We start from the raw sequence: 17,020 nt of genomic DNA on the forward strand, positions 1-17,020 counted from the left end.
AGTGTGAACTCAGTGAGCGGCCCACTGGATGGTGCTCAGATCGATGCCGTCCTTGTGCATTTCCCACAGCGGGCTCAAGTCACGCAGCTTGGCCACGTTCTCGCGGATGGTTTTGATCGCGTAGTCGATGTCTTCTTCGGTGGTCCAGCGGCCAATCGTCATGCGCAGGCTGCTGTGGGCCAACTCGTCGCTGCGACCCAGAGCGCGAAGCACATAGCTCGGCTCCAAGCTGGCCGAGGTGCAGGCCGAGCCGGACGACACGGCCAAACCCTTGATGCCCATGATGAGCGACTCGCCTTCGACGAAGTTGAAGCTCATGTTGATGTTGTGCGGCACGCGCTGGGTGGCGTGGCCGTTCAAAAACACCTGCTCCATGTCGCTCAGGCCGTTGATCAGGCGGTCGTGCAGGGCACGGGCCTTTGCATTGTCTTGGGCCATTTCCAGCTTGGCGATGCGGAACGCTTCGCCCATGCCCACACACTGGTGCGTGGGCAAGGTGCCCGAACGCATGCCACGCTCGTGACCACCGCCGTGCATTTGGGCTTCCAGGCGAATTCGGGGCTTGCGGCGCACATACAAAGCGCCAATGCCTTTGGGGCCATAGGTTTTGTGCGAGGCCAAGCTCATCAAATCGATGGGGAGTTGGGTCATGTCGATCTCGACCTTGCCCGTGGCTTGCGCCGCATCGACGTGGAAGACGATGCTTTTTTCGCGGCACAGGTTGCCAATGGCGGTCACGTCCTGGATCACGCCGATTTCGTTGTTCACGAACATCACGCTGATCAAGATGGTGTCGGGGCGGATGGCGGCTTTGAGCGCATCCATGTTCAGCAAGCCATCGGCCTGGACGTCGAGGTAAGTGACTTCAAAACCCTGACGCTCCAGCTCACGCATGGTGTCCAGCACAGCTTTGTGCTCGGTCTTCACGGTGATCAGGTGCTTGCCGCGTGACTTGTAGAAGTTCGCTGCGCCCTTGATGGCCAGGTTATTGGACTCGGTGGCACCGCTGGTCCAGACGATTTCGCGGGGGTCGGCGCCGATCAGGCCAGCCACTTGCTCGCGAGCGGTTTCAACCGCGGCTTCGGCTTCCCAGCCCCAGGCGTGGCTGCGGGATGCGGGGTTGCCAAAGTGCTCGCGCAACCAAGGCACGATGGCGTCCACCACACGGGGGTCACAAGGGTTGGTGGCGCCGTAGTCGAGGTAAATGGGGAAATGGGGCGTGGTCATGGGGTTCTTCTTTTCAATCAGGATTTGGCAAACACATTGCCCAGATCAAACACGGAATTGGGGCCGGTCAGGCGGATCGGCTTGCTCACGGGCATGGGGGCAATGGCCCGCTTGAGGGTGGGCTTGAGCTCCACCACCAGGCCTTTGGCCAGTTGGTCGTCCACCAGCTTTTGCAAGGACACCGAGTCCAGAAACTCGACCATTTTGGAGTTCAGCGAGGCCCACAGGTCATGCGTCATGCAGCGGCCATCGCCGCCGTTGCAGTTTTCTTTGCCGCCGCAGTGGGTGGCGTCAATGGGCTCGTCCACCGACAAAATGATGTCGGCGACGGTGATGTCGGTCGATTTGCGGCCCAAGGTGTAACCGCCGCCGGGGCCACGGGTGGACTCGACCAGGTTGTGGCGGCGCAGCTTGCCAAACAGCTGTTCCAAATAGGACAGAGAAATCTGTTGGCGCTGGCTGATGGCGGCCAAAGTCACAGGACCGGCGTCCTGGCGCAAGGCCAGATCGATCATGGCGGTGACGGCGAAACGGCCCTTGGTGGTTAAACGCATGGCAGACTCCTGAAGTGGTTGGGGGCTTGGTCCTTGCCCCGCCAAAGCGGGATCCCGACTAAACGAGTCAAGTATAAACCAATCCCGATCAAATCACTCGGGTTATAGGGTCATTCACTGGGTTCTTAAGCCCGGATCAACGGAACGATGTTGTCGCCACCCGTGGCGCCAAAGGCCTGCTCTTTCAAAATGGTCAGTTGGTCCCGCACTTGGGCAGCTTTTTCGAATTCCAGATTTCGGGCGTGTTCCATCATCTGCTTTTCCAGTTGTTTGATGGCGCGGGCGATGTCTTTCTCGCTCATGTCCTCGACCTTGGCTTTTTGCATGGCCGCTTGTTCCAGGCGTTCGGCCTCTTTGCCCGACTTTTCGCTGTACACACCGTCGATCAGGTCCTTCACCTTTTTCACGATGCTCTTGGGTGTGATGCCCATGGCCTCGTTGTGCGCCAATTGCTTGATGCGGCGGCGCTCGGTCTCGCCCATGGCTTTTTTCATGGACTCGGTGATGCGGTCGGCGTACAAAATCGCCCGGCCGTTCAGGTTGCGGGCCGCACGCCCGATGGTCTGGATCAGGCTTCGCTCGGCCCGCAAGAAGCCTTCTTTGTCCGCATCCAGGATCGCCACCAGCGACACCTCGGGAATGTCCAGGCCTTCGCGCAGCAGGTTGATGCCCACCAGCACATCGAACGCGCCCAAACGCAGGTCTCGCAAGATCTCCACCCGCTCCACCGTGTCCACATCGCTGTGCAGGTAGCGTACTTTCACGCCGTTGTCGCTCAGGTAATCGGTGAGCTGCTCGGCCATGCGCTTGGTGAGCGTGGTGATCAGCACCCGCTCGTGTTTTTCCACCCGGATGCGGATTTCTTGCAGCACGTCATCCACCTGGTGCGTAGCGGGGCGGACCTCGACCTGTGGGTCCACCAGCCCTGTGGGACGCACCACTTGTTCGACCACCTTGCCCGAATGCGTCTTTTCGTAATCGGCCGGTGTGGCCGAGACGAAGATGCACTGGCGCATCCGCTTTTCAAACTCTTCAAATTTAAGCGGGCGGTTGTCCAGCGCACTGGGCAAGCGAAAGCCGTATTCCACCAAGGTGGTTTTGCGGGCCTTGTCGCCGTTGTACATGGCGTTGAGCTGGCCAATCATCTGGTGGCTCTCGTCCAAGAACATGATGGCGTCGGGCGGCATGTAATCGGTGAGCGTGCTGGGCGGGTCTCCCGGCGCGGCCCCTGACAAATGGCGGGTATAGTTCTCAATACCCTTGCAGTGGCCCACCTCAGACAACATTTCCAGATCAAACCGGGTGCGCTGCTCCAGGCGCTGCGCCTCCACCAGCTTACCCATGCCCACCAGTTCTTTGAGGCGCTGCGCCAGCTCCAACTTGATGGTCTCCACCGCCGCAAGCACCTTGTCGCGTGGCGTCACATAGTGGCTGGACGGGTAAACCGTGAAGCGCGGAATCTTTTGCCGAATACGCCCGGTGAGCGGGTCAAACAGCTGCAGGCTGTCAATCTCGTCGTCAAACAACTCAATGCGGATGGCCAGTTCGGAATGCTCGGCCGGAAACACGTCGATGGTGTCGCCACGCACGCGGAACTTGCCGCGAGAAAACTCCATGTCGTTTCGCTGGTACTGCATGCGGATCAGCTGGGCGATCACGTCGCGCTGGCCCAGCTTGTCACCCGTGCGCAGCGTCATGATCATGCGGTGGTAGCTCTCGGGCTCGCCGATGCCGTAGATGGCCGAAACGGTGGCCACGATCACCACGTCACGCCGCTCCATGATGCTCTTGGTGCAACTCAGGCGCATCTGTTCGATGTGCTCGTTGATGGCCGAGTCTTTTTCAATGAACAGATCGCGCTGGGGCACGTAGGCCTCGGGCTGGTAGTAGTCGTAATAACTCACGAAATACTCGACGGCGTTCTTGGGAAAGAACTCGCGGAACTCGCTGTAAAGCTGCGCGGCCAGCGTCTTGTTGGGCGCAAAAACGATGGCCGGGCGCCCCAGCTGAGCGATCACATTGGCCATGGTGAAGGTCTTGCCCGAGCCGGTCACGCCCAGCAGGGTCTGGAACACCTCGCCGTCCTGCACGCCTTCGACCAGCTGCTCAATGGCCACGGGCTGGTCACCCGCAGGCGGGTAAGGCTGGTACAGCTCGAAAGGTGAGCCGGGGTAGCTGATGAACTTCCCCTCAGCGTACTTGGCCGTATCGGGCGCAATTTCAACAACAGGGACTTCGGGCACGGTGGACATTTTTCTGAGGACCGCCAGGTCAAACCAGGCGGCTGGGGCCGTTAAAATCAGGGACAACCCGAAAGCCTAACCGAGGAACGGGTTTCCTGCCACCACTGAACACAATCCAAGGACTTTCCATGTCTCTGTTTTCCGCCGTCGAAATGGCCCCCCGCGACCCGATCCTGGGTCTGAACGAGCAATACAACGCCGACACCAACCCCAACAAGGTGAACCTGGGCGTGGGCGTGTACTTCGACGACAACGGCAAACTGCCCCTTTTGCAGTGCGTGCAAGCCGCCGAAAAGACCATGATGGCCACCCCCACAGCCCGTGGCTACCTGCCCATCGACGGCATCGTGGCCTATGACAACGCGGTCAAAGCACTGGTGTTTGGTGCAGAGTCTGACGTGGTCAAGTCTGGCCGCGTCTCCACCGTGCAGGCCATTGGCGGCACCGGCGGCCTGAAAATCGGCGCTGACTTCCTCAAAAAGGTCAGCCCCAACGCCAAAGTGCTGATTTCTGACCCCAGCTGGGAAAACCACCGCGCCATTTTCATCAACGCCGGTTTTGAAGTGGGCAGCTACGCCTACTACGACGCAGCCAAGCGCGGTGTCAACTTCGAAGGCATGCTGGCCGACCTGAACGCGGCGGCCGCCGGCACCATCGTGGTGCTGCACGCCTGCTGCCACAACCCCACCGGGTACGACATCACCGACGCCCAATGGGACCAGGTCATTGCAGTTGTCAAGGCCAAGGGCCTGACCGCCTTCCTCGACATGGCCTACCAAGGCTTTGGCCACGGCATCACCGAAGACGGCGCCGTGATCGGCAAGTTCGTGGCCGCGGGCCTGAACATTTTTGTGTCCACATCCTTCTCCAAGAGCTTCAGCCTCTATGGCGAGCGCGTGGGGGCCTTGTCGGTGGTGGCTTCTGACAAAGAAGAAGCTTCACGCGTGTTGTCGCAACTGAAAATCGCGATCCGCACCAACTACTCCAACCCACCCATCCACGGCGGTGCGGTGGTGGCGGCTGTTCTGAACAACCCCGAGCTTCGTGCCCAGTGGGAAAGCGAATTGGCCGAAATGCGTGTGCGCATCAAGGCCATGCGCCAAAAACTGGTGGACAGCCTGAAAGCCGCTGGCGTGAAGCAAGACATGAGCTTCATCACCACGCAAATCGGCATGTTCAGCTACTCGGGCCTGACCAAGGACCAGATGGTGCGTTTGCGCAGCGAGTTTGGTGTGTACGGCACAGACACTGGCCGCATGTGTGTGGCCGCGCTCAACAGCAAAAACATCGATTACGTCTGCGCATCCATCGCCAAAGTCGTCTGAACGGTCTGACATCCAGCTTGCAACCGCCCCTGACGGGGCGGTTTCTTTTTGGGCGGTCCGGAAAGTGACTGCCGATTAGGGGTCAAACTCAAAAAATACCGGATGGTCTCCTGTACTATTGCTGCAGCGCACCATTTGTCGCGAGGGAAACTGCCACATGCTTTATCAGATTTTTGAAACCCAACGCTCGATCATGGAGCCTTTCTCCGATCTGGCCCAGGCAGCAGCCAAGCTCTACAGCAACCCCCTGAACCCGATGGCCCAAACGCCTCTGGCACAACGTGTGTCGGCAGGCTACGCCCTGATGCACCGCTTGGGCAAGGACTATGTCAAGCCCGAGTTCGGCATCCGCACCGTCAAGGTCAACAAGACCGATGTGGCCATCCACGAGCGCATCGAGATCGACAAGCCCTTTTGTGAACTGCGCCGCTTCAAGCGCTTCTCGGATGATCCCGCGACGCTGACGATGCTCAAGGCCCAGCCAGTGGTGCTGATCGTGGCCCCTTTGTCTGGCCACTACGCCACCTTGCTGCGTGACACCGTCAAGACCATGTTGCAAGGCCACAAGGTCTACATCACCGACTGGAAAAACGCCCGTTTGGTGCCTTTGACCGACGGCGAATTCCACTTGGACGACTACATCAACTACGTGCAGGAATTCATCCGGCACCTGCAAGCCACGTATGGCCACTGCCATGTGGTGAGCGTTTGCCAGCCCACCGTGCCTGTGCTCGCGGCCGTCTCCTTGATGGCCAGCCGCGGCGAAAAAACGCCCCTGACCATGACCATGATGGGCGGCCCCATCGATGCACGCAAGTCGCCCACCTCGGTGAACAACTTGGCCACCAACAAGAGCTTCGAGTGGTTCGAAAACAATGTGATTTACCGCGTCCCGCCCACATTCCCGGGTGCGGGCCGCCGTGTCTACCCTGGCTTCTTGCAGTACACCGGCTTTGTGGCCATGAACCCCGACCGCCACGCCACCAGCCATTACGACTACTTCAAAGACCTGATCAAGGGTGACGACGCCAGCGCCGAAGCCCACCGCAAGTTCTATGACGAGTACAACGCGGTGCTTGATATGGACGCCGATTACTACCTGGAAACCATCAAGACCGTGTTCCAGGACTTCAAGCTGGTCAACGGCACCTGGGACGTCAAGGGTGTGGATGGCAAGGTCGAACGCGTGCGCCCGCAAGACATCAAGGGCACGGCCCTGATGACCGTAGAAGGCGAGCTGGACGACATCTCCGGCTCCGGCCAGACCCGTGCAGCGCAAGACCTGTGCAGCGGCGTGCCCGCCAGCGAGCGTCAACACCTGGAAGTTGAAGGCGCGGGCCACTACGGCATCTTCAGCGGCCGCCGCTGGCGCGACATCGTCTACCCGCAGCTGGTCAAGTTCATCTTGAGCCACGCCCCCCAAGCCAAGGCCCCAACGGCCGCGGCCAAGTCGGCCGCTGTGGCTGCCCCTGTGGCCGTCAGCCCTGCAGCAAAGCCTGCAACCAAAGCGCCTGTGAAAACGGCTGCCAAAACACCTGTGAAAACAGCCGCCAAACCCGCCGCCAAAACTCCAAGCAAAGCGGTGGCCAAGAGCGCGGCCAAAGCCGTGCCCAACACGGCCGTCAAAACCACTTGGGTGGATGCGAAGAAAAAGGCCTGAGGTCCATGCCCGCCATGAGCAGCCAAGCGCCTGAGACCCAGGCGCTTTTTCTTGCCCTCAACAACGCCCTGCCCCAAACGCAGTGCACCCGGTGCGGCTATCCCGACTGCGCGAGCTATGCCCAGGCCATGGCCGAGGGGCAAGCGCCCATCAACCAATGCCCACCCGGTGGGCAAGCGGGTATTGAACGCTTGGCCGCCTTATCAGGACAGCCCGTGTTGCCCCTCAATCCGGAACACGGCATCGAGGGCCCTCGCCATGTGGCCATCATCGACGAGGCCTGGTGCATCGGCTGCACGCTGTGCATCAAAGCCTGCCCAACCGATGCGATTTTGGGGGCCAACAAACTGATGCACACCGTGATCGAGCCTTGGTGCACCGGCTGCGAGCTGTGCATTCCGGTGTGCCCAGTCGATTGCATTGCACTGGAGAACGTGACGGGTACAAATACGGGCTGGGCCGCCTGGTCTGCCGAGCAAGCCGACACCGCACGCGGGCGCTACACCTCACGCCAGCAGAGGCTGGTGCGCGAAGAAGCCGCACACCAAAAGCAGTTACAAGCCAAAGCCGAGCACAAACTGGCCGATTTGGCAGCACACACCAAGGGCACAGACCAAGCCCCCGAATTGGACCGCAAACGTGCCATCATCGAAGCGGCACTGGCCAAAGCAAAAGCCCGGCAGACCGGGGTCTGACGGGCTTTTGTAGAAGCTTATCGGGACTTGAAGCCACCGACCTGCAAAGCGCTGCAGGCCGGAATTTCAGGCCCCACACGAATCAATGCTCGTTGGTCGCCAATGCCGTAAACGCCTGGACCACCTCAGGTGGTGCCTGCACCAACTCGATCAACACGCCTTCGCCGCCAATCGGGAACTCGTCATTCGCCTTGGGGTGCAAAAAGGTGATGTCAAAACCAGCGGCACCCTTGCGGATGCCGCCGGGCGCAAAGCGCACACCTTGGGCCGTGAGCCACTCCACCGCCACCGGCAAGTCGTCGATCCACAGACCAATGTGGTTGAGGGGGGTGGTGTGCACGGCCGGTTTTTTGTCGGGGTCCAGCGGTTGCATCAAATCGACCTCGACCATAAAGGGGCCGCTGCCAATCGCACAAATGTCCTCGTCCACGTTCTCGCGTTCGCTTTTGAAGGTGCCCGTCACTTCCAAGCCGAACATGTCGACCCAGAGTTTTTGCAAGCGGCCCTTGTCTGGCCCGCCGATGGCGATTTGCTGGACGCCCAGCACTTTGAAAGGCCGTGCCATTTATTCGAACTCCACGATCATCTGGTCCACCGTCAGCGACTCGCCCTTGGACGCCACCACCTTTTTCACCACACCGTCTTGTGCGGCAAACAACACGTTTTCCATCTTCATGGCTTCGATCACGGCCACACGCTCACCGGCTTGCACCTTCTGGCCAGGCTGCACCGCGACGTCCACCAGCAAACCGGGCATGGGCGAGAGCACATAGCGGCTCAGGTCTGGCGGGGCCTTGAAGGGCATGAGCTTGTGCAGCTCGGCCATGCGCGGCGACATCACCAGCGCCTCGATGCGGGTGCCGTTGTGTTGCACTTGCAGGGCCAATGGGTTTTTCAGGGTGCCGCGCTCCACCTGCGCCGTGAAGGGTTTGCCGTTACAGGTGCCTTCGATGCGGATGTCGTTCAAGCGGGAGTTGCTTTCGATGGCGTAGCTTTTGCCATCCACCGTGATCTGCGCCACGCCTGGTTTGCCCACGAACTCGTCCACATGCACGGGCACATAGCGGTTGTTGCCGCCCTGCCCCAACTCGACCACCGCATAGTCCTGGCCCACCTTGACGTCGTAACCCGGCAGCTGGCCACTGAGGTTGGCAGCACGCTGGCGTGACTTGCGGCGCACAAAGGCAGCCAGTGCGGCCAAGAAGTCGTGGTCGTCGTGCGGCACGTCTTCGGCGCGGAAGCCTTTGCTGTACTGCTCGGCAATGAAGCCGGTATTGAAGTCACCCGACACAAAGCGGGGGTGCGCCAGCAAAGCGGCCTGGAAGGGGATGTTGGAGCTGATGCCACGAATGACAAAACCATTCAAAGCTTCGCGCATTTTGGCGATCGCCTCATTGCGGTCTTTGCCGTGCACGATCAGCTTGGCGATCATCGAGTCATAAAACATCGGAATCTCGCCACCGTCTTGCACGCCCGTGTCCACACGCACGCCATACAGATCGGTGGTGTTGCCCTGGAACATGGTTTGTTTGGGCGTCTGGAAACGCACCAAACGGCCTGTGGAAGGCAAGAAATTGCGGAAGGGGTCTTCGGCGTTGATGCGGCACTCGATGGACCAACCGTTGCGCTGCACATCTTTTTGCTCGATGGGCAATTTCTCGCCAGCCGCCACACGGATCATCATCTCGACCAAATCGAGACCTGTGATGGCTTCGGTCACGGGGTGCTCCACCTGCAAGCGGGTGTTCATCTCCAGAAAGTAAAAGCTCTGGTCTTTGCCAACCACAAACTCCACCGTACCGGCCGACTGGTATTTGACTGCCTTGGCCAATTGCACCGCTTGCTCACCCATGGCCTTGCGCGTGGCTTCAGAGATGAAAGGCGACGGTGCTTCTTCGATCACTTTTTGGTGACGGCGCTGGATCGAGCACTCGCGCTCGTTCAGGTACACCACGTTGCCGTGGCTGTCACCCAGCACCTGGATCTCGATGTGACGGGGCTCCTCCACGAACTTTTCGATGAACACGCGGTCATCGCCAAAACTGTTGCGTGCTTCGTTGCGGCAAGAGGTGAAACCTTCCAAGGCTTCTTTGTCGTTGAAAGCCACACGCAGGCCTTTGCCGCCGCCACCAGCCGAGGCTTTGATCATGACGGGGTAACCGATGCCTTTGGCGATTTCGACCGCTTTTTCAGCGGTCTCGATGGCATCGTTCACGCCGGGAATGCAGTTCACGCCCGCCGCACCCGCCAGCTTTTTGGATTCGATCTTGTCGCCCATGGCGGCAATCGAGAAGTGGCGTGGTCCGATGAAAGCGATACCTTCGTCTTCGCAACGCTTGGAGAACTCGGCGTTCTCGCTCAAAAAGCCATAGCCGGGATGGATGGCCTGGGCACCGGTGGCCTTGGCGGCCGCGATGATTTTGTCGGCCACCAGGTAAGACTCGCGCGAAGGTGCGGGGCCGAGCAACACGGCTTCGTCGGCCAGTTGCACGTGGCGTGCTTCTTTGTCGGCCTCGGAGTAAACGGCCACGGTTTTGATGCCCATCTTGTGGGCAGTGGAGATGACACGGCAAGCGATTTCGCCGCGGTTGGCAATCAGGATTTTGGTAAACATCTTGTTCTTCTCCTTGGCAATCACAGTGGAATGTTCCCGTGCTTGCGCCAGGGGTTCTCGATCTTTTTGTCTTTGAGCATGACCAGCGAGCGGCAGATGCGCTTGCGCGTCTCATGCGGCTGGATCACGTCGTCGATGAAGCCGCGAGCGCCTGCCACAAAGGGGTTGGCAAAGCGGGCTTTGTATTCGGCTTCTTTGGCGGCCAGCTTTTCAGGGTCGCCCTTGTCTTCGCGGAAGATGATTTCGACCGCACCCTTGGCCCCCATCACCGCGATTTCGGCGTTGGGCCAAGCAAAGTTGACGTCGCCGCGCAGGTGCTTGGAGGCCATCACGTCGTACGCGCCGCCATAGGCCTTGCGGGTGATGACGGTGATTTTCGGCACGGTGCACTCGGCGTACGCATACAGCAGCTTGGCGCCGTGCTTGATGATGCCGCCAAACTCCTGGCTGGTGCCGGGCATGAAACCGGGCACATCCACAAAGGTGATGACGGGAATATTGAATGCGTCACAAAACCGCACAAAGCGGGCAGCTTTGATGGAGCTCTTGATGTCCAAGCAGCCAGCCAACACCAGCGGCTGGTTGGCCACGATGCCCACGGTCTGGCCTTCCATGCGGGCAAAGCCGATCAGGATGTTTTTGGCGTAATCGGGTTGCAGCTCGAAGAAGTCGCCATCGTCCACGGTTTTGACGATGAGTTCCTTCATGTCATAGGCTTTGTTGGGGTTCTCGGGCACCAGGGTGTCCAGGCTCATGTCCATGCGCCCGGATGGGTCACCGCTGGGGCGCACGGGCGCTTTTTCGCGGTTGTTCAGCGGCAGGTAGTTGTAGAGGCGGCGCAGCATCAAGAGCGCTTCCACATCGTTCTCAAATGCCATGTCGGCCACGCCGCTCTTGGTGGTGTGTGTCAGGGCGCCGCCGAGCTCTTCGGCCGTCACTTCTTCATGCGTCACGGTCTTGACGACTTCGGGGCCGGTCACGAACATGTAAGACGTGTCCTTGACCATGAAGATGAAATCGGTGAGCGCAGGCGAATACACCGCACCGCCTGCTGAGGGGCCCATGATCATGCTGATCTGCGGCACGACACCGCTGGCCATCACGTTGCGCTGGAACACGTCGGCATAACCACCCAAGGAGGCCACGCCTTCTTGGATACGGGCACCGCCCGAATCGTTCAAACCGATCACTGGGGCCCCCACCTTCATGGCCTGGTCCATGATCTTGCAGATCTTCTCGGCGTGTGTCTCCGACAAAGCGCCACCGTACACGGTGAAGTCTTGACTGAACACAAACACCAAACGGCCGTTGATCATGCCGTAACCGGTGACCACACCGTCGCCAGGGATCTTGTTGTCTTGCATGCCGAAGTCGGTGCAACGGTGCTCGACGAACATGTCCCACTCTTCGAAGGTGCCTTCGTCCAGCAGCACCTCGATGCGCTCACGCGCGGTGAGCTTGCCCTTGGCGTGTTGCGCGTCAATGCGCTTTTGCCCGCCGCCCAAGCGTGCCGCGGCGCGCTTTTTTTCCAGTTGTTCCAGGATGTCTTGCATGGTGGTTCTCTCTTTTCTTCAGGAAGATGGGGTTTCGCTTTGCGCTTGGTAAGCACTGAGCAGTTGACGGGCAGCCGTTGACGCGGCGAGCTGACCGCCTGCGACTTGTTGGCTGAGTTGGGGCAGCAGCGTTTGCACACGCGGCTGCGCCCGAAAATTGTGTTTTAGCCCGGCGTCGATGCGCTCCCACATCCACGACAAGGCTTGTTGTTGGCGGCGTAGCCCCAAGCGGCCATTGGCCATCTGCAGGCTTCGGAATTCACTCACCGCCGCCCAAAAGCTGTCCACGCCCTGGCCCAGCAAAGCGCTCAGCTGGACCACTTTGGGGTGCCACTGCGTAGTGTCGGCATGCGTGTGGCCCGAGCCGCCGTGCATGCCCAGCAACTGCAAAGCACTGGTGATCTGCAACTCGGCGCGGGTGGCCGCGATGGCATCGATGTCGGCCTTGTTGATGACCACCAGGTCGGCGATCTCCATCACGCCTTTTTTGATGGCCTGTAAATCGTCGCCCGCATTGGGCAGCTGCATCAGCACGAACATGTCGGTCATGTTGGCCACCGCCGTCTCGGACTGGCCCACGCCCACGGTTTCGACAATGACCACGTCATAGCCCGCCGCTTCGCAGACCAGCATGGACTCACGGGTTTTCTCGGCCACACCGCCCAAGGTACCGCTGCTGGGGCTGGGGCGGATATACGCCTGCTCGTGCACGCTCAGGTGCTCCATGCGGGTCTTGTCGCCCAGAATGGAGCCGCCCGACACAGTGCTGGACGGGTCGACCGCCAGCACCGCCACGCGGTGGCCTTGGCCGATCAAATACAAGCCCAGCGCCTCGATGAATGTTGACTTACCCACGCCCGGCACGCCGCTGATGCCCAAACGGAAGGACTTGCCCGTGTGCGGCAGCATGGCGGTGAGCAGCTCATCGGCCAGCGCACGGTGGTCCGCACGCGTGGATTCGAGCAGCGTGATGGCTTTGGCCATGGCGCGGCGCTGCCCGGCAGCGTTGCCGTGCAACAGACCGTCGAGCAACTGCGCAGGATTCACCCGAGGGCCTTTTTGATCTGCTCCAGAACGTCTTTGGCGCTGACCGGGATGGGGGTGCCGGGGCCGTAGATGCCTTTGACACCCGCTTCATAGAGCATGTCGTAGTCTTGGCGCGGGATCACGCCACCCACGAACACGATGATGTCGTCGGCGCCTTGCTTCTTCAGCTCAGCAATGATGGCGGGCACCAGGGTTTTGTGACCGGCAGCGAGTGTGGACACACCTACGGCGTGCACGTCGTTTTCAATCGCTTGGCGAGCGCACTCTTCGGGGGTCTGGAACAACGGGCCCATGTCCACGTCGTAGCCCAGGTCGGCAAACGCGGTGGCGACCACTTTGGCACCCCGGTCGTGGCCATCCTGGCCGAGCTTGGAAATCATCACGCGGGGGCGACGGCCTTGCGCATCGGCAAAGGCGGCGATATCGGCCTTGAGCTGGTTCCAGTATTCCATGGTGTCTCCCACGTTCTCGCCGTCGTCGTAGGCGGCGGCATACACGCCGGTGACCTTCTGTGTGTCGGCGCGGTGGCGGCCAAAGGCTTTTTCCAGCGCGTCAGACACCTCGCCCACCGTGGCACGCAGACGCACGGCTTGGATGGACAGGTCGAGCAGGTTGCCCTGGCCCGACTCGGCAGCGGCACTCAGGGCGTCCAACGCGGCCTGCACTTTGGCGCTGTCGCGGCTGGCGCGGATTTTGGCCAAGCGCTCGATCTGCCCGTCGCGCACCTTGACGTTGTCGATCGACAGCGTCTCGATCGGGTCTTCTTTGGCCAGCTTGTATTTGTTCACGCCCACGATGACGTCTTTGCCCGAATCGATGCGGGCCTGCTTTTCGGCAGCAGCCGCTTCGATCTTGAGCTTGGCCCAGCCACTGCCCACGGCCTTGGTCATGCCGCCCATGGCCTCGACTTCTTCGATGATGGCCCAGGCCTTGTCGGCCATTTCTTGGGTGAGCGACTCCATCATGTAAGAACCCGCCCAAGGGTCGATCACGTTGGTGATGTGGGTTTCTTCCTGGATGATGAGCTGTGTGTTGCGGGCAATGCGCGAGCTGAATTCGGTGGGCAGCGCAATCGCCTCGTCAAACGAGTTGGTGTGCAACGACTGGGTGCCGCCGAACACGGCCGCCATGGCCTCGATGGTGGTGCGCACCACGTTGTTGTAAGGGTCTTGCTCGGTGAGCGACCAGCCAGACGTTTGGCTGTGCGTGCGCAGCATCAGGCTCTTGGGGTTCTTGGCGTCAAAGCCCTTCATGATGCGGCACCACAGCAGGCGGGCCGCACGCATTTTGGCGATCTCCAAATAGAAGTTCATGCCCACCGCCCAGAAAAAGGACAGGCGACCGGCGAACTCGTCGACGTCCATGCCCTTGGCAATGGCGGTTTTCACATACTCTTTGCCGTCGGCCAAGGTGAAGGCCATCTCGAGCGCTTGGTTGGCACCGGCCTCTTGCATGTGGTAACCCGAGATCGAAATCGAGTTGAACTTGGGCATGTTCTTGGCTGTGTACTCGATGATGTCGCCAATGATCTTCATCGACGGCTCGGGCGGGTAAATGTAGGTGTTGCGCACCATGAACTCTTTCAGAATGTCGTTCTGAATCGTTCCAGACAGTTTGTCTTGCGAGACGCCCTGCTCTTCGGCCGCCACCACGTAGCCCGCCAGCACCGGCAATACCGCGCCGTTCATGGTCATGGACACACTGACCTTGTCGAGCGGGATCTGGTCAAACAAGATCTTCATGTCCTCGACAGAATCAATCGCCACACCGGCTTTACCCACGTCGCCCGTCACCCGCGGGTGATCGGAGTCATAGCCGCGGTGCGTGGCCAAGTCAAAAGCCACCGACACGCCCTGCCCGCCCGCAGCCAAGGCCTTGCGGTAGAAGGCGTTGGATTCTTCGGCGGTCGAGAAGCCTGCGTACTGGCGGATCGTCCAAGGGCGCACGGCGTACATGGTGGCCTGAGGGCCGCGCAAGAAAGGTTCAAAGCCCGGCAGCGTGTTGGCGTAAGGCAGATTGGCTGTGTCTTCGGCGGTGTAGAGGGGCTTCACGACGATGCCGTCGGGCGTCTTCCAGTTCAGTGCGTTCACATCGCCACCGGGGGCGGACTTGACCGCTGCTTTTTGCCAGGCTTCCAGGTTGGAAGCGTTGAATTCAAAGGATTTGGACGTCATGGCGCTGTGCTTTCGGGACAAAAATGGCTGAGACGGATTTTGGCAGCCTGGGACTGCTTACCGGCTTACAAGTACCGTGATTCATAATTATTGATGCAGAATATTTTAACCGGCTTACAATTCAGCATCTGAAATGCCTGAAATACCGTTCGGCCCAAGCCGAACAGTCCCCCTGAAACAGACCATGTCCGCCTTGTCCCTCGCCCCCCGCGCCCTGTACGAAGAAGTGGCCGAACTGTTGCGGCAGCGCATCTTTGCGCGTGAACTGGAGCCCGGCAGCTGGATCGACGAGCTGCGCATTGCCGAGGCCTTGGGCATCAGCCGCACGCCTTTGCGCGAAGCGCTGAAGGTGCTGGCGGCCGAAGGCCTGGTGACCATGAAGGTGCGCCGCGGCGCCTACGTGACCGAGGTCAGCGAGAAAGACCTGCGCGACGTGTACCACCTGCTGGCTTTGATGGAATCGGACGCGGCCCGTGTGGTGGCACAAAACGCCAGCGTCGAACAAATGGCGCAAATCGAAGCCTTGCACAAGGACCTCGAAGAGGCCGTGGGCGACCGCGACCGATTCTTCGAGATCAACGAAGCTTTTCACATGCTGCTGCTGGAATTGGCCGACAACCGCTGGCGCGACCAGATGGTGGCCGACCTGCGCAAGGTCATGAAGCTCAACCGACACAGCTCGCTGTTCAAAGAAGGCCGCATTGAGCAATCCCTCGCCGAGCACCGCGCCATCGTACAAGCCTTGACCGCACGCCAGCCCGAGCAGGCGGCCGAGCGCATGTCCGCGCACTTCACAAACGGTTTGCAGGCGGCGCAGTAAAACCGCCTGCGAGGGTCAGTCGGTCACCACAGCCCCTCGCGCCAAAGCGGCACGGGCCAAGGCCCAGACCTCACGCGGCGGCAAGGGCTTGAGCTTGTGGTCGCTCCAGACCTGACGCCACAAACGCCCACCGCGTTGCCCGTGGTACAGGCCCAGCATGTGCCGCGCAATGGCGTACCAAGGGCAGCCATCTTCGGCGAACGCCCGCTCCATGTAAGCCACCATGGCCTCTTCCACCGCCTCGCGGCTGGGCACTTCATGGGCATCGCCGTAAAACGCTGCGTCCCAGCTGCCCAAGAGCCAAGGGTTGTAATAAGCCTCGCGGCCGATCATCACGCCGTCGGCGTGCTGCAAATGCTGCGCGATCTCTTCGTTGGTCTTGATGCCGCCGTTCACGGCGATCAACAGCCCCGGAAAGTCTTTTTTGAGCTGGTAGGCCAGCTCGTAACGCAGAGGAGGAATCTCGCGGTTTTCTTTCGGAGACAGGCCATCCAGCCAGGCATTACGGGCATGCACGATGAAGACTTTGCACCCCGCATCGCTCACGGTGCCAACAAAGTCGCGCACAAAGTCATAGCTCTCGATGCGGTCAATGCCAATGCGGTGTTTCACCGTCACCGGCACATCGACCACATCGAGCATGGCTTTCACGCCATCGGCCACGGTGCGCGGCTCGTTCATCAGGCAAGCGCCAAATGCGCCGCGCTGCACGCGGTCTGAAGGGCAGCCACAGTTGAGGTTGATCTCGTCGTAGCCCCACTCCTGCCCCAACTTGGCGGCGTGGGCCAGATCGGCCGCGTCACTGCCGCCCAGTTGCAGGGCCACGGGGTGCTCTTCGGCGTTGAAGCGCAGGTGCCGCTGCACACTGCCGTGGCGCAAGGCACCGGTGGTCACCATCTCGGTGTAGAGCAAGGTGTGGCGGGTCAGCAGGCGGTGGAGGAATCGGCAATGCCGGTCGGTCCAGTCCATCATGGGTGCAACTGACAAGCGCCAGCGTTGGGGTTCGGGGAATTGCATGGGGGCTGATTATCCTTGCCTGGCTGCGGCATTGAGAACAAACACTTACGCCTCATTTAGACAAGGCGTTTAATGGACGCAGTTCTTGAGC

Annotated in this window: 13 protein-coding genes; 4 read left to right on the forward strand and 9 right to left on the reverse strand. The window is 60.4% G+C overall.

Annotation, left to right across the window (positions count from 1 at the left end):
• Nucleotides 1–9: 9 nt before the first annotated feature.
• The 3 genes from L63ED372_RS09790 to uvrB form a co-directional block, all read right to left on the reverse strand.
• The gene (locus L63ED372_RS09790) at nucleotides 10–1,227 is read right to left on the reverse strand and encodes an IscS subfamily cysteine desulfurase (RefSeq protein WP_062405708.1); all 1,218 of its coding nucleotides are present in this window, start codon (nucleotides 1,225–1,227) and stop codon (nucleotides 10–12) included.
• A 17-nt stretch (nucleotides 1,228–1,244) separates the two neighbouring features.
• Nucleotides 1,245–1,781 carry a Fe-S cluster assembly transcriptional regulator IscR gene (gene iscR, locus L63ED372_RS09795; protein ID WP_062405710.1) on the reverse strand — a complete coding sequence of 179 codons (537 nt, stop codon included), beginning with the start codon at nucleotides 1,779–1,781 and terminating at the stop codon, nucleotides 1,245–1,247.
• Between the two features lie 125 nt (nucleotides 1,782–1,906).
• A complete protein-coding gene (uvrB, locus tag L63ED372_RS09800) occupies nucleotides 1,907–4,033 on the reverse strand; it encodes an excinuclease ABC subunit UvrB (RefSeq protein WP_062405712.1) in 2,127 nt (708 codons plus the stop codon).
• Nucleotides 4,034–4,152: 119 nt separating this feature from the next.
• Between uvrB and L63ED372_RS09805 the strand changes: the two genes are divergently transcribed.
• The 3 genes from L63ED372_RS09805 to rsxB all read left to right on the forward strand — a co-directional run bounded on the left by L63ED372_RS09805 (nucleotide 4,153) and on the right by rsxB (nucleotide 7,704).
• Nucleotides 4,153–5,349, forward strand: coding sequence for an amino acid aminotransferase (locus L63ED372_RS09805; RefSeq protein ID WP_062405714.1), 1,197 nt, complete (start codon nucleotides 4,153–4,155; stop codon nucleotides 5,347–5,349).
• 157 nt (nucleotides 5,350–5,506) lie between these two features.
• On the forward strand, nucleotides 5,507–7,009 hold the full coding sequence (locus tag L63ED372_RS09810) for a polyhydroxyalkanoate depolymerase (protein ID WP_062405716.1): 1,503 nt from the start codon (nucleotides 5,507–5,509) through the stop codon (nucleotides 7,007–7,009).
• 5 nt (nucleotides 7,010–7,014) lie between these two features.
• Entirely contained in the window at nucleotides 7,015–7,704 is a 690-nt protein-coding gene (rsxB, locus tag L63ED372_RS09815; RefSeq protein WP_062405718.1) for an electron transport complex subunit RsxB, read from the forward strand.
• An 82-nt stretch (nucleotides 7,705–7,786) separates the two neighbouring features.
• Here rsxB and L63ED372_RS09820 read toward each other — a convergent pair whose 3' ends face one another.
• From L63ED372_RS09820 to scpA, 5 genes are read right to left on the reverse strand one after another with little or no spacing between them, the layout of a single operon-like run.
• Nucleotides 7,787–8,269, reverse strand: a complete 483-nt coding sequence (locus tag L63ED372_RS09820; protein ID WP_062405720.1) for a VOC family protein — start codon at nucleotides 8,267–8,269, stop codon at nucleotides 7,787–7,789.
• Nucleotides 8,270–10,318 carry an acetyl-CoA carboxylase biotin carboxylase subunit gene (locus L63ED372_RS09825; RefSeq protein WP_062407901.1) on the reverse strand — a complete coding sequence of 683 codons (2,049 nt, stop codon included), beginning with the start codon at nucleotides 10,316–10,318 and terminating at the stop codon, nucleotides 8,270–8,272.
• Between the two features lie 20 nt (nucleotides 10,319–10,338).
• Nucleotides 10,339–11,871, reverse strand: a complete 1,533-nt coding sequence (locus L63ED372_RS09830; RefSeq protein WP_062405722.1) for an acyl-CoA carboxylase subunit beta — start codon at nucleotides 11,869–11,871, stop codon at nucleotides 10,339–10,341.
• 18 nt (nucleotides 11,872–11,889) lie between these two features.
• Nucleotides 11,890–12,918, reverse strand: coding sequence for a methylmalonyl Co-A mutase-associated GTPase MeaB (meaB, locus tag L63ED372_RS09835; protein WP_062405724.1), 1,029 nt, complete (start codon nucleotides 12,916–12,918; stop codon nucleotides 11,890–11,892).
• The gene (gene scpA / locus L63ED372_RS09840; RefSeq protein ID WP_062405726.1) at nucleotides 12,915–15,092 is read right to left on the reverse strand and encodes a methylmalonyl-CoA mutase; all 2,178 of its coding nucleotides are present in this window, start codon (nucleotides 15,090–15,092) and stop codon (nucleotides 12,915–12,917) included. Before scpA ends, meaB begins: the two co-directional genes overlap by 4 nt.
• Nucleotides 15,093–15,276: 184 nt before the next feature.
• Here scpA and L63ED372_RS09845 point away from each other — a divergent pair, with 184 nt between their 5' ends.
• Nucleotides 15,277–15,912 carry a GntR family transcriptional regulator gene (locus L63ED372_RS09845; protein ID WP_062405728.1) on the forward strand — a complete coding sequence of 212 codons (636 nt, stop codon included), beginning with the start codon at nucleotides 15,277–15,279 and terminating at the stop codon, nucleotides 15,910–15,912.
• 15 nt (nucleotides 15,913–15,927) lie between these two features.
• Here the strand turns inward: L63ED372_RS09845 and dusA are convergent, their stop codons facing one another.
• Nucleotides 15,928–16,929, reverse strand: a complete 1,002-nt coding sequence (gene dusA, locus L63ED372_RS09850) for a tRNA dihydrouridine(20/20a) synthase DusA (RefSeq protein ID WP_062405730.1) — start codon at nucleotides 16,927–16,929, stop codon at nucleotides 15,928–15,930.
• Nucleotides 16,930–17,020 lie beyond the last annotated feature (91 nt).

Source organism: Limnohabitans sp. 63ED37-2 (assembly GCF_001412535.1).
GTDB lineage: Bacteria > Pseudomonadota > Gammaproteobacteria > Burkholderiales > Burkholderiaceae_C > Limnohabitans_A.